Source organism: Microbacterium sp. AISO3 (genome assembly GCF_002204305.1).
Classification (GTDB): domain Bacteria; phylum Actinomycetota; class Actinomycetes; order Actinomycetales; family Microbacteriaceae; genus Microbacterium; species Microbacterium arborescens.
The window spans coordinates 98,771-118,419 of the sequence record NZ_NHRF01000003.1 but is presented as its reverse complement, the minus strand read 5'-3'; the positions used below and the strand labels follow the sequence as shown (position 1 = coordinate 118,419).

17 protein-coding genes are annotated in these 19,649 nt (G+C 69.6%); 12 read left to right on the top strand and 5 right to left on the bottom strand.

What is annotated here, in order from left to right; translation table 11 throughout:
- Window positions 1-52 precede the first annotated feature (52 nt).
- Both CBF90_RS05680 and CBF90_RS05675 read right to left on the bottom strand, forming a co-directional pair.
- Window positions 53-1,780, bottom strand: coding sequence for a helicase-associated domain-containing protein (locus CBF90_RS05680; protein ID WP_088380127.1), 1,728 nt, complete (start codon window positions 1,778-1,780; stop codon window positions 53-55).
- A gap of 1 nt (window position 1,781) precedes the next feature.
- On the bottom strand, window positions 1,782-2,057 hold the full coding sequence (locus tag CBF90_RS05675) for a hypothetical protein (RefSeq protein WP_023954783.1): 276 nt from the start codon (window positions 2,055-2,057) through the stop codon (window positions 1,782-1,784).
- Window positions 2,058-2,169: 112 nt separating this feature from the next.
- Between CBF90_RS05675 and CBF90_RS05670 the strand changes: the two genes are divergently transcribed.
- Both CBF90_RS05670 and CBF90_RS05665 read left to right on the top strand, forming a co-directional pair.
- Complete coding sequence (locus CBF90_RS05670; RefSeq protein WP_023954781.1) at window positions 2,170-2,553, top strand: cold-shock protein; 384 nt, start codon at window positions 2,170-2,172, stop codon at window positions 2,551-2,553.
- Window positions 2,537-3,271: a DUF3027 domain-containing protein gene (locus CBF90_RS05665; RefSeq protein ID WP_088380126.1), complete on the top strand. Its 735-nt coding sequence runs from the start codon at window positions 2,537-2,539 to the stop codon at window positions 3,269-3,271. Before CBF90_RS05670 ends, CBF90_RS05665 begins: the two co-directional genes overlap by 17 nt.
- A gap of 76 nt (window positions 3,272-3,347) precedes the next feature.
- Here the strand turns inward: CBF90_RS05665 and serC are convergent, their stop codons facing one another.
- Window positions 3,348-4,460, bottom strand: a complete 1,113-nt coding sequence (gene serC, locus CBF90_RS05660) for a phosphoserine transaminase (RefSeq protein ID WP_071917915.1) — start codon at window positions 4,458-4,460, stop codon at window positions 3,348-3,350.
- Window positions 4,461-4,584: 124 nt separating this feature from the next.
- Here serC and CBF90_RS05655 point away from each other — a divergent pair, with 124 nt between their 5' ends.
- The 3 genes from CBF90_RS05655 to CBF90_RS05645 all read left to right on the top strand — a co-directional run bounded on the left by CBF90_RS05655 (window position 4,585) and on the right by CBF90_RS05645 (window position 7,282).
- Window positions 4,585-5,283 (top strand): metal-dependent transcriptional regulator, encoded by a 699-nt coding sequence (locus CBF90_RS05655; RefSeq protein WP_023954775.1) that lies wholly within the window; start codon window positions 4,585-4,587, stop codon window positions 5,281-5,283.
- Window positions 5,284-5,567: 284 nt separating this feature from the next.
- Window positions 5,568-6,470 carry a M23 family metallopeptidase gene (locus CBF90_RS05650; RefSeq protein ID WP_088380125.1) on the top strand — a complete coding sequence of 301 codons (903 nt, stop codon included), beginning with the start codon at window positions 5,568-5,570 and terminating at the stop codon, window positions 6,468-6,470.
- 314 nt (window positions 6,471-6,784) lie between these two features.
- Entirely contained in the window at window positions 6,785-7,282 is a 498-nt protein-coding gene (locus tag CBF90_RS05645; protein WP_023954771.1) for an HNH endonuclease, read from the top strand.
- A 16-nt stretch (window positions 7,283-7,298) separates the two neighbouring features.
- Here the strand turns inward: CBF90_RS05645 and CBF90_RS05640 are convergent, their stop codons facing one another.
- Window positions 7,299-7,943 (bottom strand): TetR/AcrR family transcriptional regulator, encoded by a 645-nt coding sequence (locus tag CBF90_RS05640; RefSeq protein WP_172407791.1) that lies wholly within the window; start codon window positions 7,941-7,943, stop codon window positions 7,299-7,301.
- 74 nt (window positions 7,944-8,017) lie between these two features.
- Here CBF90_RS05640 and CBF90_RS05635 point away from each other — a divergent pair, with 74 nt between their 5' ends.
- The 7 genes from CBF90_RS05635 (at window position 8,018) to CBF90_RS05605 (ending at window position 18,152) form a co-directional block, all read left to right on the top strand.
- Complete coding sequence (locus CBF90_RS05635) at window positions 8,018-8,941, top strand: ABC transporter ATP-binding protein (protein WP_088380123.1); 924 nt, start codon at window positions 8,018-8,020, stop codon at window positions 8,939-8,941.
- Between the two features lies 1 nt (window position 8,942).
- Window positions 8,943-9,698, top strand: coding sequence for an ABC transporter permease (locus CBF90_RS05630; protein WP_064954985.1), 756 nt, complete (start codon window positions 8,943-8,945; stop codon window positions 9,696-9,698).
- Window positions 9,699-9,750: 52 nt separating this feature from the next.
- On the top strand, window positions 9,751-11,454 hold the full coding sequence (locus CBF90_RS05625; RefSeq protein WP_088380122.1) for an endo-1,4-beta-xylanase: 1,704 nt from the start codon (window positions 9,751-9,753) through the stop codon (window positions 11,452-11,454).
- Between the two features lie 139 nt (window positions 11,455-11,593).
- A complete protein-coding gene (locus tag CBF90_RS05620) occupies window positions 11,594-12,394 on the top strand; it encodes a hemerythrin domain-containing protein (RefSeq protein ID WP_197690561.1) in 801 nt (266 codons plus the stop codon).
- Window positions 12,395-12,500: 106 nt separating this feature from the next.
- Complete coding sequence (locus tag CBF90_RS05615; RefSeq protein ID WP_064954983.1) at window positions 12,501-13,202, top strand: hypothetical protein; 702 nt, start codon at window positions 12,501-12,503, stop codon at window positions 13,200-13,202.
- 1 nt (window position 13,203) lies between these two features.
- Window positions 13,204-14,745, top strand: a complete 1,542-nt coding sequence (locus CBF90_RS05610; protein WP_242435599.1) for a DNA polymerase Y family protein — start codon at window positions 13,204-13,206, stop codon at window positions 14,743-14,745.
- The gene (locus tag CBF90_RS05605) at window positions 14,745-18,152 is read left to right on the top strand and encodes an error-prone DNA polymerase (protein WP_088380119.1); all 3,408 of its coding nucleotides are present in this window, start codon (window positions 14,745-14,747) and stop codon (window positions 18,150-18,152) included. Before CBF90_RS05610 ends, CBF90_RS05605 begins: the two co-directional genes overlap by 1 nt.
- A gap of 81 nt (window positions 18,153-18,233) precedes the next feature.
- Here the strand turns inward: CBF90_RS05605 and CBF90_RS05600 are convergent, their stop codons facing one another.
- Window positions 18,234-19,601, bottom strand: coding sequence for an alpha-amylase family glycosyl hydrolase (locus tag CBF90_RS05600; protein ID WP_088380118.1), 1,368 nt, complete (start codon window positions 19,599-19,601; stop codon window positions 18,234-18,236).
- Window positions 19,602-19,649: the final 48 nt, after the last annotated feature.

Sequence of the window (19,649 nt, the reverse complement as noted above, 5' to 3'; positions counted from 1 at the left end):
ATCGTACCGGTGCTGAACGGGCATCGGCCTGCGCGGCGAGCGGCGACCGAGCTCAGGTCAGACGCGCCGAGACGATGCTCGACACCGGCAGGGTGCGCTCGACATCCGATGCGCGGTCGCGGCCGCGGAGACGACCGCCTCCGAGGCCGGTCGCCTCGAGCACGAAGTCGCGCGTCGTGCCGTCCGGCAGCCGCACGCTCACCTCGATCACCGCCCGTGCCTTGACGGCCTGCTCGAGCTCGCGCCCCAGCCACGCGGCATCCGCGTCGTCGGAGGAGTGAGCGCGGCGCATGCGCTCGATGAGTGGCGCATACGACGCGTCGTCGGCACCCGCCGCCGTTCCCGGTGAGGAATCGGTCAGGCGGGCGCGGTCGAGGATGCGCACCCGTCCGTCCGCGTCGACCGCGGCGACGGGATAGCGGGCGTCGCTCAGCATCCAGAAGACGGCGTCCACCGAGCTGCGGCTGATGAGCCGGTCACCGTCGCGGATGAGACCGAGCGGGCGCAACGCCTGGTCGACCGCGAGCGTGTCGAGAGCAGTCGGCTCGGATGCGGTGACCTGGGTACGGCCGGTCGCATCGGTCCCCACGCGCAGGCGCCCGTGGCGCTGCGCCGCGCGCTCGAGCTCGTACGCCAGCGGCTGCGGCAGGCCGGTCAGCGAGATCGCGGTGAGGAATTCGGCGAGGGATGCCGGATCCTCTCCGGCCGCGAGCGCCGCTCCGATCGATTCGGCGGAGAACCGGTAGGTCGATGCCTGCGCGCGCGATTCGCGTCGCGCCGCCCGGCGCAGCCGCGCATCGATCGCGGGTTCGAGGGGGCCCGGGGCGATCGCGGTGAGGTCGTTCTGGAGGAAGATGCGGTCGACCTCGCCGGGCAGGTGCGCCTGCAGGGTCTCCCGGTCGACGTCGCCGCCGTCCGCCATCGCCGTCGCCCACGCTGCCGGTCGGCCCGAGGCGTCGATGATCGCCCAGAGCCGCCACTGCGCCGCGAGGCGGCCGGCCCGAGCCGGCCACTGAGGATCGAGCGGATAGGCGAGGTGCCATTCGGCCGGCGGCCGCCAACCGCCGTTCTCCGTGCGCAACGCGGCGGGGAGGGCGTCGCGGAGGTGCGACGCGGTCTCGACCCAACGATCGACCGATCCGTGCAGGAGCCACGCGCTCCCGTCCGTCGTGACCCGCCATTCCCGGTCCACCGCTCTCAGCAGCCCGGCGTCGAGACCGATGCCGATCACGAGGTCGACCGTCGCGGCATCCGCCACCGCTCCCGCATCGACCAGCCGGCGGCGATCGCCGGCGCCCAGAGTTCCGGCGCCGGTGCGTCCGAGGGGTGACGGCTGTGTCAGCGAGAGGACGTCGGCGAGCGACGAGAGCGCGGTGAAGGCTCGTTCGGCCAGCTGCGCGTCATCCTCCGCGGCAGCTCCCGCGGTCGCCGGATCCGGGGTCTCGGGTCGCGAGAGGTCGCGCCATGCGGCCGCAGCGCCGGCGTAGGGCAGGCCCTCGGGGGAGACGAGTCCGAGGTGCAGCAGCTCGTCGCGTGCCGTGCCCGGGGGCACCGGCTCGTCCGAGGCGACGGCCTGATCCATGGCGTCGACGAGCGGCCGAGACAGCAGCGGGGCGGCCTTCGCCACCGCCGTGGGGTCGAGCAGCGCTTCGGCGGCGTCGAAGAAGTCGGCCCACGCGGCGTCGGTCGAGACGCGGCGTCGACGCAGGAGTGCCGTCAGGACGTCGTCGTCGACCGTGGCGAGCCAGCTCGCGAGGGCACGGGCGTCGACAGGAGACACGTCACCGGCCCTTGTTGGCCCGGCTCCGTCGGATGAAGGTCATGATGAGCACCGTCAGCAGCAGGGCGAACGCGATCGGCGGGGCGATCCACACGATCGCGCTGACCGTCGGCCACACCCCCGAGCCGAAGTCCGCCTGCTCCATGCCGGTCGCGGTGCCGATGATGATCGCGAAGAAGCAGACGATCGCCAGGATCAGCAGTCCCAGCGACATGAACGCGAGGATGCGGTCTATACGGCGGACCGGAAGGTCGTCGCCCGTGCTGCGCGTGCTCATCCGCATCAGCGTAGCGCTTCGCAGCGGTGCCGTAGGCTGGTTGCCGGGGCTCAAACGGTCCCGGCATTCCGTTCTGCCCGCGAAACGCGGTCCGTGACAGCGAGGTACGCACATGCCCACCGGCAAGGTCAGGTTCTACGACGACGAGAAGGGGTTCGGCTTCATCTCCTCCGATGACGGCCAGGACGTCTTCCTGCACGCCACGGCACTCCCGGCGGGCACCGAGTCGCTCAAGCCCGGCACGCGCCTGGAGTTCGGCGTCGCTGACGGCAAGCGCGGCCTGCAGGCCCTGGCCGTTCGCGTGCTCGAGGCTCCCGTCAGCCTGAGCAAGCGCAACCGCAAGCCCGCGGACGACATGGCGATCATCGTCGAGGACCTCGTCAAGCTCCTCGACGGCATCGGTGCCGACCTCCGTCGCGGCCGGTACCCCAGCTCGGGTCACGGCAAGAAGATCGCCGCGGTGCTGCGCAAGGTCGCCGATGACCTCGACGCCTGACTCTCCCGTCGCCTCGACGTCGCACGAGCCCGGGTCCGCCGAGCCCGTCGCCGAAGTGACCGCCGTCTCCGAGGATGCTCCGGCAACCGAGGACGCTGTGCCGACCGATCCGGTGACCGTCGACGAGCGTCTGCTCGCCGCGCACGATCTGGCCCTGGCGGCGCTCGCCGAGATCACCCCTGCCTCGACGGTCGGCGACCCGGTCGACTACGTGGTCGAGGCCGACGGTGTGGTCTCGCTGCGTTTCGCGAACCGTCTCGCCGGGTACCCCGGGTGGCTCTGGACCGTCAGTGTCGCGGTGGTCGAGGACGCCGAGCCGACGGTTCTCGAAGTCGAACTGCTCCCCGCCGCCGGTGCCCTCCTGGCCCCCGAGTGGGTGCCCTGGGCCGTGCGGCTCGCCGAGTATCAGGCTGCCCAGGCCGCTGCCGACGAGGACGACTCCGACGACGATCTCGATGATGACGACGCGGTCGACCTCGACGATGCCGACGACATCGACGATGACGATGCGGACGACGACGACTTCGCCGACGGCAGCACGGCCGTCACCCACGCGGGCGACGTCGACGGGGTCGACATCGACGCCCTCGACGCCGGGGCGGCAGACGACGAATCAGACGAGGACTCCGAGGACGACGAGGATGACGAGTCCGACGAGGACGACGAGTCCGACGAGGACGACGAGTCCGACCACGACGAATCGCCCTGGGAGCGCTGACCGCTCTCGCCCAGAACGACAGAAGGGATGCCGCACCGCGCGGCATCCCTTCTGTCGTCTCAGCGGTGTGCCGCCGTCAGAGACGGTCGATCGTGTAGTCGATGCACTTGATGAGCTGGCGCACGTCGTCGGGCTCGATCGAGACGAACGTGGCGATGCGCAGCTGGTTGCGGCCGAGCTTGCGGTAGGGCTCGGTGTCGACGATGCCGTTGCCGCGCAGGCTCTTGGCGACGGCGGCGGCGTCGACGGTCTCATCGAAGTCGATCGTGACCACGACGGGGGAGCGGTCGGCGGGATCGGCGACGAAGGGCGTCGCGTGCTCCGAAGCCTCGGCCCAGTCGTACAGTGCGGACGATGATTCCGCAGTGCGGTCGGCGGCCCACTGCAGGCCGCCGTTGCTGTGGATCCACTCGAGCTGCTTGTCGAGCAGGTACAGCGTCGCGACGGCAGGCGTGTTCAGCGTCTGATTGAGCCGCGAGTTGTCGAGCGCGTTCTTCAGGCTCAGGAACTCGGGGATGTAGCGACCCGAGGCGGCGACTCGCTCGATCCGCTCGATCGCCGCGGGCGAGACCGCGGCGAACCAGATGCCGCCGTCGGAGCCGAGGTTCTTCTGCGGGGCGAAGTAGTAGACGTCGCACTGCGAGACCGAGAAGTCGATGCCGCCGGCCGCGCTCGTGGCGTCGATGACCGTCAGCGCGCCCTCGTCGCCGGCGACGCGGCGCACGGGAGCGGCGACACCCGTCGAGGTCTCGTTGTGAGGCCAGGCGTAGACGTCGACGCCCTCGACGGGCTCCGCCGTGATGCTCGAACCGGGCTCGGCCTTGCGGATGTCGGGCGCCTGCAGCCAGGGCGCGGATGCGGCCGCACCGAACTTGCCGCCGAACTCGCCGAAGACGAGGTTCTGGCTGCGGTTCTCGATGAGGCCGAATGCTGCGGCATCCCAGAAGGCGGTCGATCCGCCGTTGCCGAGGATGATCTCGTAGCCGTTCGGCAGTCGCAGCAGGTCGGAGAGACCGGAGCGGACCTGGCCGACGAGGCTCTTCACCGGCGACTGACGGTGCGACGTGCCGAGCAGGATCGAGCCGGGACCCGACAGGGCGGCGACCTGCTCGGGGCGGATCTTGGCGGGACCGCAGCCGAAGCGGCCGTCGCGAGGAAGGATGTCTCGGGGCAGGGTGACGTGCGCCATGAGCCGATTCTAGAGGCGGTGTCCGGACCCGCCGTGCCATGAGCAGGAGGTAAGGGCAGCCTCGCATGTCCTCGCCAGCGGATAGGCTGGGGTTCTTCCGACCACGCGCACGACAAGGGCTGTGATGACCGATCTCATCGACACGACAGAGATGTATCTGCGTACCATCCTCGAGCTCGAGGAAGAGGCGATCGTCCCTCTGCGTGCGCGCATCTCGGAGCGTCTCGGGCACTCCGGCCCCACCGTCTCGCAGACGGTCGGCCGCATGGAGCGCGACGGCCTGGTCGTCGTCTCGGAAGACCGCTCGCTCGAGCTGACCGACAGCGGACGACAGAAGGCCGTCGACGTCATGCGCAAGCACCGCCTCGCCGAGCGCCTGCTCAGCGACGTGATCGGCCTGGACTGGGCCTACGTCCACGAAGAGGCGTGCCGCTGGGAGCACGTGATGAGCGAGCTCGTCGAGCGCCGCCTCATCGAGCTGCTCGGTCACCCCACCGAATCGCCGTACGGCAACCCGATCCCCGGCCTCGATCAGCTCGGCGACGTGCCTGCTCGCACGTTCGATGACGGCGTGGTCGGCCTCGTCCGCGTCCTCAACGAGACCGGGGGCCCGATCGAGGGCACCGTGCGCCGCCTCGCCGAGCCGGCCCAGGTCGATCCTGAACTGCTGCAGCAGCTGCGTGCCGCGGGTGTCGTCCCCGGTCGCGACGGCACCTTCCAGTTCTCCGAGGGCTACGTCCTCGTGCAGATGGATGGCGTCGACGAGGGGCTCGAGCTCCCCGTCGAGGTCGCCTCGCACATCTTCCTCACGCGCCGCGACTGAGGTCCCTGCCGGCTCGCGGCACGATCCGCCCCGCGCAGACGTCGATCCGGTGCGCGTCGCGTCGACCCTGAGCGTCGGGTGGGGATGGGGGCGACAGCGTGACTTATTCGTTACCTTCCGGTAGCCTCGAGAAGTCTTCAGGCGAGAAGCCCGCCCGAGACCGCTGCATGGATTGCCTCTTCGGCTCGTCGTCCACGCGGTGACACCCGAATGTCGCGTGGACCTACACGCGCAGTATCGACGAGCCAGCGCAGACCATCGCGCAGAGGCGCCGGAGGACTGATTTGGCTGAAAACAACGATTCGTCGGTAGACGTACCCGAGGTCGACGCGACGAATCCCGACCGCTCTGGTCGCGCCCTGCGTGGCCGCCGCTTCCCGACAGCAAAGAAGCAATCACGGGACGTCGCGACCATTGAGAACCGCGCCACCCGCCGCAGCCGACGTCGGGTCCACCCCGTCCGCAGCACCTTCACGGTCGCTGCCGTGGTGGGTCTCGTGGCGACCGTCGCCATCCCGGCCTTCGCCGCCGTGCGCGGTACGTCGGCCGATGCGATGACGCTGCAGCAGGTGGCCGCCGACAATGCGCAGTCGATCGTCGTCGCGTCCGAGGTGGGCCCCGCCTCCCTCGACCGCAGCGGGTTCACGGCGACCACACCCGAAGAGATCCAGAAGAAGAAGGACGAGGAGGCCGCCGCGAAGGCAGCCGCCGAGGCTCTCGCCAACCGCATCTCCGCGAGCAGCTCGACCGCATCCTCGACGTCGTACAGCCAGTCGATTCCGCTCGTCGCGCCGGGTTCCGGTCTCGTGCGTCGTCCTCTGATGTCGTTCAACAACTTCGGCACCCCGTACGCCGGTCACCGCGGCACCGACTACATGGCCGACCGTGGCACGCCGATCTACTCGGTCGCCGACGGCACGGTCGTCGCGTCGAGCGAGAGCGGTCCGGGCTGGGGCGTGTACGTCAAGGTCGCGCACAACATCAACGGCACCAACGTCACGAGCCTCTACGCCCACATGGACTGGGGCACCCGCGCGGTGCAGGTCGGCGACACCGTCTCGGCGGGCCAGCTGCTCGGCCAGGTGGGCGACACGGGCCGTGCGTTCGGAACGCACCTGCACCTCGAGATCGTCGTCGACGGCGCGTACGTGAACGCCGAGTCGTGGCTCGTCGCGAACGCGGGCTGACGACACGCATCATCCGTTCATCTTCCGTCGACCTTCCCGGGGTCGAGGGTGTATTACCCTGAACGCGACGCTCGCGCACGCCGAGGGGGAGCCGATGGGACCAGTACCGGGCATTCGAACCGTGAATGCGATCGGTCGCTACGTCCTGCGGCATCGTGTGCACCACTGCGGCCTCGGCCGTGAATCAAGGCGCTGTCTTCATGACGGCGCCTTTTTTCGTGCTCACACCCTCGCGGGACCTGCCCGCACGGCGCGCGTTACGTCGGTCATCGAACATCCGCTGAAGCCGTCAGGGCAGTTCGTGAGGACAGGAAATGCGCACTCTGGTACTGAACGCCGGGTATGAGCCACTCGCTGTGGTGTCGTTCCGTCGGGCCCTCCTCCTGGTGTTGAACGACAAGGCGACGATCGTCGAGCACGTCGTCCATGACCCCGTTCTCGGGATCGACGGGACGTACGAACGCCCGGCGGTGATCGTTCTGACCCGGTACGTCCGTATCCCGAATGCGCGCCGAGTGCCGGTGACACGGCGCGGGGTGCTCCGCCGTGATGCGCACCGATGTGCGTACTGCGGAAAGGCCGCGTCGACCATCGACCACGTCATGCCTCGCTCGCGCGGGGGCAGCAACTCGTGGGAGAACCTCGTCGCCTGCTGCCTGCGGTGCAACAACCTCAAGAGCGACCACACTCCGCAGGAGATGGGATGGGAGCTGCGATGGCTGCCGAAGCCTCCGCGTGGACCGCAGTGGACGGTGCGGGGAACGGAGCGATCCGACCCGCGCTGGGAGCCCTACCTGAGTCTCGCCGCCTGATCGCTGCGGTGCGCGCTTACCGCGCTCTCGGGCCGTAAGCGCGCAGGAAGGCGCCGGCGCCATCGGTCATGATCTGTCGAACCCGCTCCGCGTCCGTCCGGCGGCGAGCGGGTTCGTTGAGAACCCGGAGCGTCGTGAGCGCGTGAAAGTGCTCGGCGGCGAGTCCCGGGTCGTCGAGGTCGAGCAGACCCTCGGTCGCCAAGTGGGCGAAGCGCTCGGCGAGAACGTCTGCGTGCGCTCGGTCCAGCGGGTGGTCCTCGAGTTCGGGCAGGAGTGACTCGTTCTCCGAGATCAGCTTGACTGCGGCTGCGTAGTTCGTCGATGTGGCGAGGAACCCCCCGAGTTCGGCGGCGAATGCGAGCACAGCCTGGTGCAATCCGTCGCGGCCGTCGATCGCGATGGTGTCCGGCAGGTGCGTCTCGGCCAGCTCGCGGAGGGTGTTCACGGCTGTCTCGCCCGCGCTCTCGACCACTCCGAGCAGCAGCCGCCGTTTATCGCCGTAGTAGTCGTAGACGGTGCGCTTGGAGACACCTGCGCGCGCCGAAACGGCATCCATGCTGGATCGTTCGACGCCCACCTCGACGAAGAGCTCTCGCGCCGCCGTGAGTATCGCGGAGCGCTTCTGCTCCTGGCCTTGCCTGACCGGCCTCGCATCGCTCATCGTCATCCTTCGCTCTGCCCGAAACTCTACACCGACCGGTGCAGCACTACACGGTACGGTGTAGTGTACCTGCCGTGCAGAAGACAACGCAGGCATCTCTCCAAGCTCACGATCTCGTCAAGCGCTATGGAACCGTCACCGCCGTGGACGGTCTGTCGTTCCAGGTTCGGCCCGGGATCGTGACCGGCTTCCTCGGACCGAACGGGGCGGGCAAGTCCACCACCCTCCGCATGTTCCTCGGCCTGGACAAGCCCACGAGCGGCGCCGCGACCGTGAACGGGCATCGACTGCACGAGTTGCCCCATCCGATGCGGGTGATCGGCGCGATGCTCGATGCGCGCGCCGTTCATCCGCGGCGTACGGCCGTGGATCATCTCGCGTCCGTCGCGCGTGCCGGAGCCGTGCCGTGGGGCCGAGTCGGGGAGGTTCTGGAGATGGTGGGCCTGGCTGAAGCAGGGAGCCGGCCGGCCGGCGACTTCTCGCTCGGGATGAAGCAGCGGCTGGGGATCGCCACGGCGTTGATCGGCGACCCCGGCATCGTCATCTTCGACGAACCTCTCAACGGACTCGACCCGGAAGGCATCCGCTGGGCTCGATCCCTGATGCGCGAGCTCGCTGCGGAGGGCCGATTGGTGCTGTTCTCGAGCCATCTGATGGGTGAGATGCAGCTGACGGCGGATCACCTCATCGTGATCAACCACGGTCGTCTGCTCGCAGACCAGCCTCTGGACGCATTCATCGCCTCGCACACGAACGAGTACGTCCGCGTTCGGACTCCCCATGCCGACGTCCTGCGTGATGCGCTCCGGCGAGCCGGGCTTCTGGTTCGGGCAGACGCCGATCGCACCGATGTCCTCATCGTCTCGGGGGCGACGACGGAGAGCGTCGGCCGCATCGCGGCCGCCTCCGGCGCCGAGGTGTTCGAGCTCACCCTCGTTCGGGATTCGCTCGAAGACGCGTTTCTCGCCATGACCACGATCGAGCAGAAGGCCGCCTGACATGAACCTCTTCGCTTCCGAATGGATCAAAGCCCGCAGTGTCCACAGCACCTGGATCCTCGCTGCCTCGGCAGTCGTCGTGACGGTGATGGTCAGCCTGCTGGGGGTGAGTGGGCTCGTGGCTGACTGGCAGGCCACGCTCCCTTCCGATTTCGACCCCACCGGCATCAGCTTCAAGGGCATCCTGGTCGGTCAGATCCTCCTCGCGACCATCGGATCGCAGGCCATCACCAGTGAATACAGCTCGGGGCAGATCATCACGAGCCTGACCATCGTGCCTCGGCGCGGCGCCCTCCTGGCCTCGAAGCTGGGGGTCTCGGTGCTCGTCGGCTCGGTCGCGGCGGTCGCAGCAGTAGCGGGCAGCTTCGGTGCCACGCAGGCAGCGCTCACGGCGGCCGCTCTGCCTGTGGCGGCGCTCGACGACCCTGACACTGTTCGGGCTATCGTCTGCGCGATCGTGTACCTCGTCCTCACGGCCGTCCTCGGCCTCGGATTCGGCATCATCACGCGAAGCTCTTCCGGTGCGCTCGCGATCATCGTGACCGTCGCGCTTCTCGTGCCCGCTCTCGCCCCGGGGATGCCCGGGGTCATCGGCGAGTTCGCGGGTACCTACTGGCCCACGACGGCGGGCCAGGCCTCGTACGCTGTCGCGACGACGAGCGGGATGCCGCCGCTGGCGGGTCTTGGGATCATGGCGATCTTCACGCTATGGACGACGCTCGCCGCTCTTCTCGTCCTCAGAACGCGTGACGTGTGACCCGTTGCGCTCGCCGCCGCGACGAGGTCGTGATCTTCGCTACCTTCATGTCATGGGGCATCTCCGCGAGATCGCGCGCGTATCTGCCGTGTCGACCATCGCGATGATCCTCCTCGTCTTGACCGGATGCAGTCCGACGGACGGGCCGTCGGAGCGCGGCACCACGGTCGACCTGCTGCGGCAGGATTGGCGGAGCGTTCCCGGGGTCACCGCTGAGTCGGATGCGCTGCACATTACGGCGACCGTCAGGAGCATCGTCGAACAGGACGGCGGTGGGGGCCAGCCCGATCCTCCGGTCAACCTCATGGGAACGCACCTGGTCGTGCCGGAGGATTTCTCGCTCCGTGTGTCGTTCGAGAACGTGACATCCGACGCCACGTTGGCCGTCTACGACAGCCCGCCGGTTATCGCCGACGAATTCCGCATCGAGCCCGCGGGGCTGCAGCTCACGCTTCGCGGCGACGACCTCCAGATCGCGATCTTCGATGGTTCGGCGCCGCAGGATGTGACCGAGCCTCAACCCGCGCGGATCGAGCAGGTGACGATCGACGACCCGGAGGCGGAGATCTCCGTGCATCGCTCCGGTGATCGGCTCGAGATCGCGAGCGGCGGCGCGACGGTGTCATCCTCGGCGCTCGCCGACGTCTTCACCTCCGGCGAGCTGTGGCTCGGGTTGACCAGCGACGGCGGGTCGTTCACGGTCAGCTCCTTCGTCGCCACGGCGCCGGGGCGCGCATCATTGGCGACCGCCCTTCCTGCTGCCGTCGACGCGGAACCGTCCGCGGATGGGCTGCAGGCGCTCGCTGCTCGCTTGCGGCCCGGGTTCGTCATCGGTGCGGCCGTCGCGCTCGGGCCGTTGGCCTCGGACGAGGACTACGCGGCGGACTTCGTCGGCGAGTTCGGCGGACTCACCCCGGAGAACGCCATGAAGCCGCAGGCGCTCTCTCCGCGGCAGGGCGAATACTCATTCGCGGAGGCCGACGCTCTCCTCGACTTCGCGGAGAGCAAGGGATTCGCGGTTCACGGCCACACCATCGCCTTCACCGAAGCCATGCCTCGGTGGATGCAGGACCTCCCCACCGGCACCGAGGAGGAGCGACAGGCGAGTGCCGAAGCTCTGCTCGATTACGTGAGTACTGTCGTGACGCACTTCGCGGGTCGTCTCGATTCGCTCGACGTCGTCAACGAACCGTTCGACGTCGACCAGGGGACCGACCTGCAGGAGAACATCTGGTTCCGTGTCTTCGGGCCCGCTTACCCGGTGGTCGTGTCGCGCGCGGTTCACGATGCCGACCCGGACGTGAAGCAGTTCATCAACGAAAACGGTGCCGACGTGCCGGGTCCTCGGCAGGACGCCCTGCGCCAGCTCGCTCTCGACACGAACGAGCAGGGCGGATACATCGACGGCGTGGGACTTCAGGCTCACGTCTATCACCTCGACACCGACGCCATCTCCGCCGCCGATCTCGACACGACGCTCGACGCGTTCGAGGATGCTGGACTCATCGTGCGCATCTCCGAGAATGACGTCACTGATGGCGACGGTCAGGAGGCGCAGGCCGAGCAGTACGCCACGGTACTCGCCACCTGTCTCGGGTCGGACGCGTGCGTCTCGTACACGACGTGGGGAGTGGACGACGAGTACGACTGGTGGATCGATGACGACGGTCGGCTGCACCAGGCCCACGACTTCCTCTTCGCGGAGGGGAAGCCGACGCCCGCGTACGCCGCGATGAGAGAAGTGCTCGCGGGCTGACCTCGCGCGTCATCCCTGAGCGGGGGCATCTATCGGCCGCATCTTGCCCTGTCCACCCCCTGAGGTGACGCTCGCGCCCCTGCTTATCGTGCGCCCGACGGACGAGCGCCGCCCGTCGCCACGAACGGGGAGGATGACGATGACAATGAGATCGGTCGCCGATCAGAGTGTGCGGGAGCTCGGGGGACGCATGAGCGTTCTCGTCCTGCAGCGCGACGATCACGTCGAGTTGGACTCGTTGCTCGACCGCCTCGCGGTGTCATCGCACGAGGAGCAGCTGCCCGTCCTCCTCGACCTCTACCGGCTGGTCTTCCCGCACGCGTTCGCGGAGGAGTCCGTGCTGTGGCCCCTCATGCGCCGCGTGCTACCCGATGGCGAGCAGCTCACGCTCGAAGTCGAGCAGGAGCACCAGGAGGTGAACGATCTCGTCACCCGTCTCGAGCACCTCGAGCTGGGAACGGCCGAACGGGAGGCAGTACTGAAGCGTCTGGCTGAGGTGCTGCGTGAGGACGTGCGCGATGAGGAGGACGAGCTGTTCCCTCGCCTGCAGGAGCGGGTTTCGGTGCGGCGCCTGCGCATGCTCGGCCTGGCGTGGAAATTGGTGCGCCGTGTGGCTCCGACGAGGGCTCACCCGATCGTTGCCCGGCGGCCACCGGGAAACGTCCTCGCGGCGCTTCCGCTGTCGATCCTCGATCGGTCACGAGACCGCCTCGACGCGGCGCGGCTGGGGCGGGGTGGCGCGGACGGATCGCTGCGAGCGCTCAGTCAGGGATTGGCGCGTGCTTCTCACGCTGTGGAGCGACTGCCGATCCTGCAACGGGGTGAGGACGCCTCCACCAGCCGGGGAGCCGGCCGAGAAATCTCGCCGGTCGTGCCTGTCGTCGTCCTCGCCGCCGTGGGCGTCGCCGTGACAGTCGGGCTGGTGCGGCGGCGACGCTGACTACGGAGCGCACTCGTCGGCGCGAATGTCGGAAGTCGGTCGTATCTTCGATATCGACATTGATGGTCTAGAACATATGTTCTACCCTTGCTGAGTGAGGTCGATCATGCGCAATCCCGCTGCCGCCGAGGACGTGCAGCGACTGCGCGCGCAGATGGAGCGGATGCAGGGGCGCCGCCTCGATGCTCCGGTGCTGCCGACCCATCCTGCCCTGGCCGGACTGCTACCCGGGCGGGGGCTGCGGCCCGGCGCCGCCTATTCGCTCGGCTCGTCGTCCTCGCTGCTGTTCGCCCTGCTCGCCCAGCCGTCGCAGACCGGGTCGTGGTGCGGTGTGGTCGGGATGCCCGGCTTCGGGGCCGAAGCGGCGGAGCACGCCGGGGTCGACCTGTCCCGCGTCGTGCTGATCCCCGATCCGGGAGCCCGGTGGCTCGCCGTCACCGCGACGATCGCCGACGTGCTTCCCATCGTCGCGGTGCGTCCGCCCGAACGGGCGAAAGACTCCGACATCGCCAAGCTCGCCGGCCGTCTGCGCGACCGTGGAACGGTGCTGCTCGTGCAGGGGCCGTGGCCGCAGACCGAGGCGATGCTCGACGTCACCGATCCGCGGTGGTCGGGGCTGGGCGACGGTGACGGCTACCTCAGCGACCGCGAGCTGACGGTCACTGTGTCGAGCCGACGGTTCCCGGTTCCCCGATCGGCGCGGATGCTGCTGCCCGCGCCCGATGGCGCGATCTCGGCCGCTCCGCACGAGCGGGCTCTCGCGGGCGGCCCGGTCGTCGAGCCGATCCCGATGCGACGGGCGGTCTGACGTGGGGGAGCAGGAGGCGACGGCGCCGGTACGCAGTCTCGTGGTGTGGGTGCCCGACTGGCCGGTCGTGGCGTTTGTGCGCGAAAGCGGCGGCGATCCGAACGCGCCGATCGCGGTCTTCGAGAAAGGCGTGGTCATCGCGTGTTCAGCGGCCGCGCGTGCCGACGGCGTCGCACGTGGGCAGCGTCGCCGTGACGCGCAGGCCCGATGTCCCGCGCTGCAGGTGGCCGACGCGGATGCGGTGCGCGATCACCGGGAGTTCGCGCCGATCGTGGCGCGCCTCGAAGAGATGGCGCCGGGAGTGCAGGTGCTCGAGGCGGGGCTCTGCGCGCTGCGCGTGCGCGGCCCCGCGCGTTTCTATGGCGGTGAGACCGAGGCCGCCGGCGCGCTGCTGGCCGCGGTCGCCGAGGGTGACCTCGACGTGCGGGCCGGTGTCGCCGACGGACCCTTCACCGCGCAGCAGGCGGCCCGGATGAGCACCCGCCCCGATCGGCCCATCCGGGTGGTCGAGGCCGGGCGCTCGGCGGAGTTCCTCGCTCCGTTGACGATCGCCGTGCTCGACGACGACTCCGTCGACCTCTTCGCCCGGCTCGGCGTGCAGACCCTCGGCGACCTCGCCGCGATCGAACCCGAACGACTGGTCGAACGTTTCGGCCCCCGCGGCGCGCGCTTGCATGGCCTCGCCTCCGGTGCCGATTCACGCCCGGTGACCCCGCGCACCCCGCCGCCCGAGCTCCACCGCGAGGTCTCGTTCGAACCTCCTCTCGATCTCGCCGACCAGGTCGCGTTCGGCATGAGGGTCGCGGCCGAGGAGTTCATCTCCGGACTCGGTGCGGTCGATCTCGTGTGCACCGAGCTGCGGGTCATTCTCACCGGCGACCGCGGCGAGACGAGCAACCGCGTCTGGCTTCACCCCGGCACCTTCGACGCCGCCGCCGTCGTCGACCGGGTGCGCTGGCAGCTGGCCGAGAGCGGCAAGCTCACCAGCGGTGTCGCCCGGGTCAAGATCGAGCCCGAAGCGGTGGATGCGGCATCCCACCACGCCGTCTCGCTGTTCGGCTCCGGTCCCGAGCAGCGGGTGCACCACGCCCTGTCGCGCGTCCAGGCGATGCTCGGTCACACGGGCGTCGTGACCCCGGTTGTCGGCGGCGGGCGCTGGCTCGCCGAGCGGCAGGTGCTCGTGCCGTGGGGCGACCGTCCGGTGACGAGCTCGCGCGAGCGGCCCTGGCCGGGAAGCCTGCCCGATCCGCTGCCCGCGACGGTCTTCGAGCGGGCGCTGCCGCTGGCGGTCGTCGATCGGGAGGGTGACATGGTGGCCGTCGACGGGCGGGGCGAGCTGACGGCGATCCCGGCGGCGCTCGTGTCGTCGACCGGGTCGCGCGGCATCCGCTCGTGGGCGGGACCGTGGCCGGTGGTCGAGCGGGCGTGGGATGCCGCGCGAGCGCGCCATGCCCACCGCTTCCAGATGGTCGATGCCACCCAGACCGCGTGGCTGCTGGTGTGCGACGGCGGCGAATGGTCGGTCGAGGGGCGGTACGACTGATGGGCTTCAACAACCCCTCGGTGCCGTGGTCCGAGATGGAACGACTGCTCAGCGGCAACCGTGCCCCGAGCGCGCCGGCGGGTGCCGACGGCGGCGACAGTCCCGCGTGGTCGCGCAAGCGCGGAAAGTACTCGGCGCCGAGGATCGAGCGTCCTGAGAACGCGGTGCCGTACGCCGAGCTGCACGCGCACACGTCGTACTCGTTCCTCGACGGAGCCTCATCGCCCGAAGAGCTCGCCGAAGAGGCCGAACGGCTGGGGTTGCACGCTCTCGCCGTCACCGACCACGACGGGTTCTACGGCATCGTCCGCTTCGCCGAAGCCGCCGAGCAGTTGGCGGTGAAGACCGTGTTCGGGGCGGAGCTGTCGCTCGATCTGCCGCAGCGCGTCGGCGCCGCGCGCAACGAGGCCGACCCGCCGGGGGAGCATCTGCTCGTCCTCGCCCGCGGCGAAGAGGGCTACCACCGGCTGGCGCGCGCGCTCACCCAGGGGCAGCTCGCCGGAGCGGAGAAGGGCAAGCCTCGCTACCGGCTCGACGATCTGGCCGACATCGCCGGAGGCGAATGGAGCGTCCTCACCGGATGCCGCAAGGGAGCAGTGCGCCGGGCGCTCATCGAGCGCGGGCCGGATGCCGCCGCCGCCGAGCTCGACGCCCTGGTCGACCGGTTCGGGCGCGATGCCGTCGAGGTCGAGCTGTTGGACCACGGCGAGCCGCTCGACTCGCGGCACAACGACATCCTCGCCGGCCTCGCCCGTGAGCGGGGTCTGCCGATCCTCGCGACGAACAACGTGCACTACGCCGTGCCCGAGCGCGCCCACCTCGCCGCGGCGATCGCGGCGGTGCGGGCCAATCGCGGGCTCGACGAGCTCGACGGGTGGCTGCCCTCGCATGCGGGCGCGCACCTGCGGTCGGGCGCCGAGATGACGCGGCGCTTCCGGCGGTTTCCCGGAGCCGTCGCGCGCACCGTCGAGCTCGCCGACGAGCTCGCCTTCCCGCTGCGCCGGGCCAAGCCCGCCCTGCCGAAGCTTCCCGTTCCCGAGGGGCACACGCCGATGACGTGGCTGCGGCACCTCGTGTGGGAGGCGGTGCCCCGCAAGTACCCGAACCTGCCGGCCGAAGACCGCGACCGTATCGAGCGAGAGCTCGCCGTCATCGAACAGAAGGACTTCCCCGGCTACTTCCTCATCGTCCACGGCATCGTGCAAGAGGCGCGGCGGCGCGGCATCCTCTGCCAGGGGCGTGGTTCGGCCGCGAACAGCGCCGTCTGCTACCTGCTCGACATCACCGCGATCGACTCGATCTACTACCGGCTGCCGTTCGAGCGCTTCCTCTCGGCCCTCCGCGAGGAGGAGCCCGACATCGACGTCGACTTCGACTCCGACCGGCGCGAGGAGATCATCCAGTGGGTCTACGCCACCTACGGGCGCGAGCGGGCGGCGCAGGTGGCGAACGTCATCCAGTACCGGCCCAAGAACGCCGTGCGCGACATGGCGAAGGCCCTCGGGCACTCCCCGGGACAGCAGGACGCCTGGTCGAAGCAGGTCGAACGCTGGGGTGCGACCCTCGACACCGGTCCCGACCACGACATCCCCGAGCGGGTGCTCAGCTACGCCGCCGAGCTGCTGAAGGCTCCCCGGCACCTGGGCATCCACTCGGGCGGCATGGTGCTGACCGATCGTCCCGTCGGTGAGGTCGTGCCGATCGAGCACGCCCGGATGCAGGACCGCACCGTCATCCAATGGGACAAAGACGACGCCGCCTGGATGGGCCTGGTGAAGTTCGATCTGCTCGGCCTCGGCATGCTCGCCGCGCTGCAGTACTGCTTCGACCTCATCGAGGGGGCGACGGGGGAGAGGTTCGAGCTGTCGACGCTGCCGAAGGAAGAAGCGGCCGTCTACGACATGCTGTGCCGGGCCGACTCGATCGGGGTGTTCCAGGTCGAGTCTCGCGCGCAGATGGGCCTGCTGCCGCGCCTGCAGCCGCGCCGGTTCTACGACCTCGTGATCGAGATCGCCCTCATCCGGCCGGGACCCATCCAGGGCGGCGCCGTGCACCCGTACGTGCGCCGCAAGCTCGGGTACGAGAAGACGACGTATCCGCACGAGAAGCTCAAGCCCGTGCTCGAACGCACGCTCGGGGTGCCGGTCTTCCAGGAGCAGCTCATGCAGATGGGCATGGTCATCGGCGGGCTGTCGGGCGAGGACGCCGACCTGCTGCGTCGCGCGATGGGCTCCAAGCGCGGCATCGAGCGCATCGACTCGCTCAAGCAGAAGCTCTACGAGGGCATGGCCGAGAACGGCCTGGTGGGGGATGCCGCCGACGACATCTACGCGAAGATCCAGGCGTTCGCGAATTTCGGCTTCGCCGAGAGCCACTCGCTGTCGTTCGGGCTGCTCGTCTACGCCAGCTCGTGGATCAAGCTGCACTACCCGGCGGCGTTCCTCGCCGGGCTGCTGCGGGCTCAGCCGATGGGCTTCTACTCGCCGGCGACGTTGGCGGCCGACGCCCGCCGTCACGGGGTCGAGGTGCGGCGCCCCGATCTGCAGCTCTCGGGGGCCGAAGCCGTGCTCGAATCCGTGTCGGGCGAGGCGGGGCGGCCGGGGCCGACGGGGCTCGACAGCTGCCTTGGCGAGCAGCCTCCGGTGCCGGTCTTCGACATCAACGCCCCCGACGAGTCGGCGGCCCATCGTCGCGACGACGGCTTCGCCGTGCGGTTGGGGCTCGCCGCGGTCACCGGCATCGGCAAGAGGTTCGCCGAGCGGATCGTCGCCGAGCGCGAGGCATCCGGTCCCTACCGCGACATGCGCGACCTGGTGCGCCGCACCGGCGCCGACACGACGCAGCTCGAAGCGCTCGCGACCGCGGGAGCGCTGGAGTGCTTCGGGCACACTCGCCGCGAGGCCATCTGGCTGGCGGGCTCGGCCGCGCAGGACCGCATCGAGTACCTGCCCGATTCGCTCATCGCCGTGCAGCCGCCGCTGTTCACCGACCAGTCGAGCTACGACGTGCTGGCCTCCGACCTGTGGGCCACGGGCATCTCACCCGACGATCATCCGATGACCCACTACCGCTCGCGGCTCGACGCGCGCGGGGTGCTCACCGCGAACGACCTGCGTCAGCACGAGACCGGACGCCGCGTCGAGATCGCCGGGCTCGTCACCCACCGGCAGCGGCCGGCGACGGCATCCGGCATCACGTTCCTCAACCTCGAGGACGAGCACGGACTGATGAACGTCATCTGCTCGACGGGCATGTGGCACCGCTACCGGCGAGTCGTGCGCGACAGCCCGGCGCTCATCGTCCGCGGCATCCTGGAGCGGTCCAACGAGGGGGTCGTGAACATCCTCGCCGACGCCTTCGAAGACCTGCGGGTGGGGGTGAGGCACCAGTCACGAGACTTCCGCTGACGCCACCGCGCGACCCGATGCGAGCCGACGCGAATTGTCGTCACGCGTGGGGGAGAACCGCCATCTGGGTCGGGTCGCGGGTCAGGCGGGGGTACCCGATAGCACTGCCCAGCCGCGCGGCGGAAGGGATGCCTCGCCGGCGCGCCTGTCGATGTCGTCGGCCAGCGATCCGGCGAGCACCTGTGTCGCGTCGGCGACCGGCACGGTCACCGGTGCGTCGCCGACGTTGAGCGCCGTGACGACGGCATCCGTTCCCGTCGCGGTCCGCAGCACCATCGCGGTGTTGTCGATATGGATCACGTCGGTGTGGGCGCGATGCAACCAGGGATGCTGCCGGCGCACGGCGATGAGCTGCTGATGCGTGCGGAGGATGTGCTGCGCGCTCTCGGGCAGCGACTCGGGTGCGGGCGGCGCATCGGGGAACTCGGGGCGCACCGCGTCGTCGCCGCCGAGACGTTCCTCCTTCACCGCTTCGTAGCCGTACTCGTCGCCGGCGTACACCGACGGCACCCCCGCCACGGTGAACAGCACCGCCAGTGCGTGCGGCATCAGGTCGGGGCCGACCGCCGAGGCGATCCGCGTGACGTCGTGGTTGCCGACGAAGGTCTGCGGAGCGAAGACCGACAGCAGCTCGTTGTTCCGCTCGATCGCATGCTTCAGCTCGAACAGGTTGCGGTCGGCGATGCCGTGCCAGATGCCCTGCCACAGCTCGTACTGCGTCAGCGAGTCGATCGTCGACTCCTCGACGATGCGAGCGGCGTCGCCGTGGATGACCTCGCCGAGGAACCACGCCTCGGGATACTCGGCGCGAACCCGCGGCAGCACCCGAGCCCAGAACGCGGGAGGCACGGCGTAGGCGGCATCCAGTCGCCATCCGTCGATGCCCCGTCCGAGCCAGTGGGTCATCACCTCGACCACGAGGTCGGCGACGGCGGGTGAGTCGTGGTTCAGTGTCACGAGGGCGTCGTGCCCCTCGAAGACGTCGGCATCCACCGGCCCACCGGGCTGCCAGCCGTCCCACCGCACGCGGAAGAGGTCGGCGGTGTCAGCCTCCGGGCCCCGTTTCTCGAGAGCTTCGAAGGCCGGATGCTCGCGTCCCACGTGGTTGAAGACACCGTCGAACAGCACCCGGATGCCGCGGTCGTGGGCGGCCGCGATGAGGCGGTCGAGATCGAGCCCGTCGCCCAGCCGCGCGTCGATGCGGAAGTAATCGGTCGTGTCGTAGCCGTGCGTGCTCGAGGCGAAGACCGGCCCGAGCAGCAGCCCGTTGAGCCCGAGCTCGACGGCATGATCGAGCCACGCCTCGATACGGCCGAGCCGGTGCTCGACGGGCTGGTCCGCGCCGCCAGCGTCCGCCTGCGCGTCGGAGAGGTCCGGCCGGATCGGTGCTCCCGTGAATCCCAGCGGGTAGACGTGCCACCACATGACGGTCTCGGCCCAATTGCTCATTCCGGCAGTCAACACGAGCGGATGCCGGATAGGGAACGACGTGCGAGA

Coding starts and splice junctions, on each gene's coding strand:
- CBF90_RS05675 (WP_023954783.1), bottom strand. CDS start 2,057: ATGAGCACGCGCAGCACGGGCGACGACCTTCCGGTCCGCCGTATAGAC.
- CBF90_RS05670 (WP_023954781.1), top strand. CDS start 2,170: ATGCCCACCGGCAAGGTCAGGTTCTACGACGACGAGAAGGGGTTCGGC.
- CBF90_RS05665 (WP_088380126.1), top strand. CDS start 2,537: ATGACCTCGACGCCTGACTCTCCCGTCGCCTCGACGTCGCACGAGCCC.
- serC (WP_071917915.1), bottom strand. CDS start 4,460: ATGGCGCACGTCACCCTGCCCCGAGACATCCTTCCTCGCGACGGCCGC.
- CBF90_RS05655 (WP_023954775.1), top strand. CDS start 4,585: ATGACCGATCTCATCGACACGACAGAGATGTATCTGCGTACCATCCTC.
- CBF90_RS05645 (WP_023954771.1), top strand. CDS start 6,785: ATGCGCACTCTGGTACTGAACGCCGGGTATGAGCCACTCGCTGTGGTG.
- CBF90_RS05640 (WP_172407791.1), bottom strand. CDS start 7,943: ATGAGCGATGCGAGGCCGGTCAGGCAAGGCCAGGAGCAGAAGCGCTCC.
- CBF90_RS05630 (WP_064954985.1), top strand. CDS start 8,943: ATGAACCTCTTCGCTTCCGAATGGATCAAAGCCCGCAGTGTCCACAGC.
- CBF90_RS05625 (WP_088380122.1), top strand. CDS start 9,751: ATGGGGCATCTCCGCGAGATCGCGCGCGTATCTGCCGTGTCGACCATC.
- CBF90_RS05620 (WP_197690561.1), top strand. CDS start 11,594: ATGACAATGAGATCGGTCGCCGATCAGAGTGTGCGGGAGCTCGGGGGA.
- CBF90_RS05615 (WP_064954983.1), top strand. CDS start 12,501: ATGCGCAATCCCGCTGCCGCCGAGGACGTGCAGCGACTGCGCGCGCAG.
- CBF90_RS05605 (WP_088380119.1), top strand. CDS start 14,745: ATGGGCTTCAACAACCCCTCGGTGCCGTGGTCCGAGATGGAACGACTG.
- CBF90_RS05600 (WP_088380118.1), bottom strand. CDS start 19,601: ATGAGCAATTGGGCCGAGACCGTCATGTGGTGGCACGTCTACCCGCTG.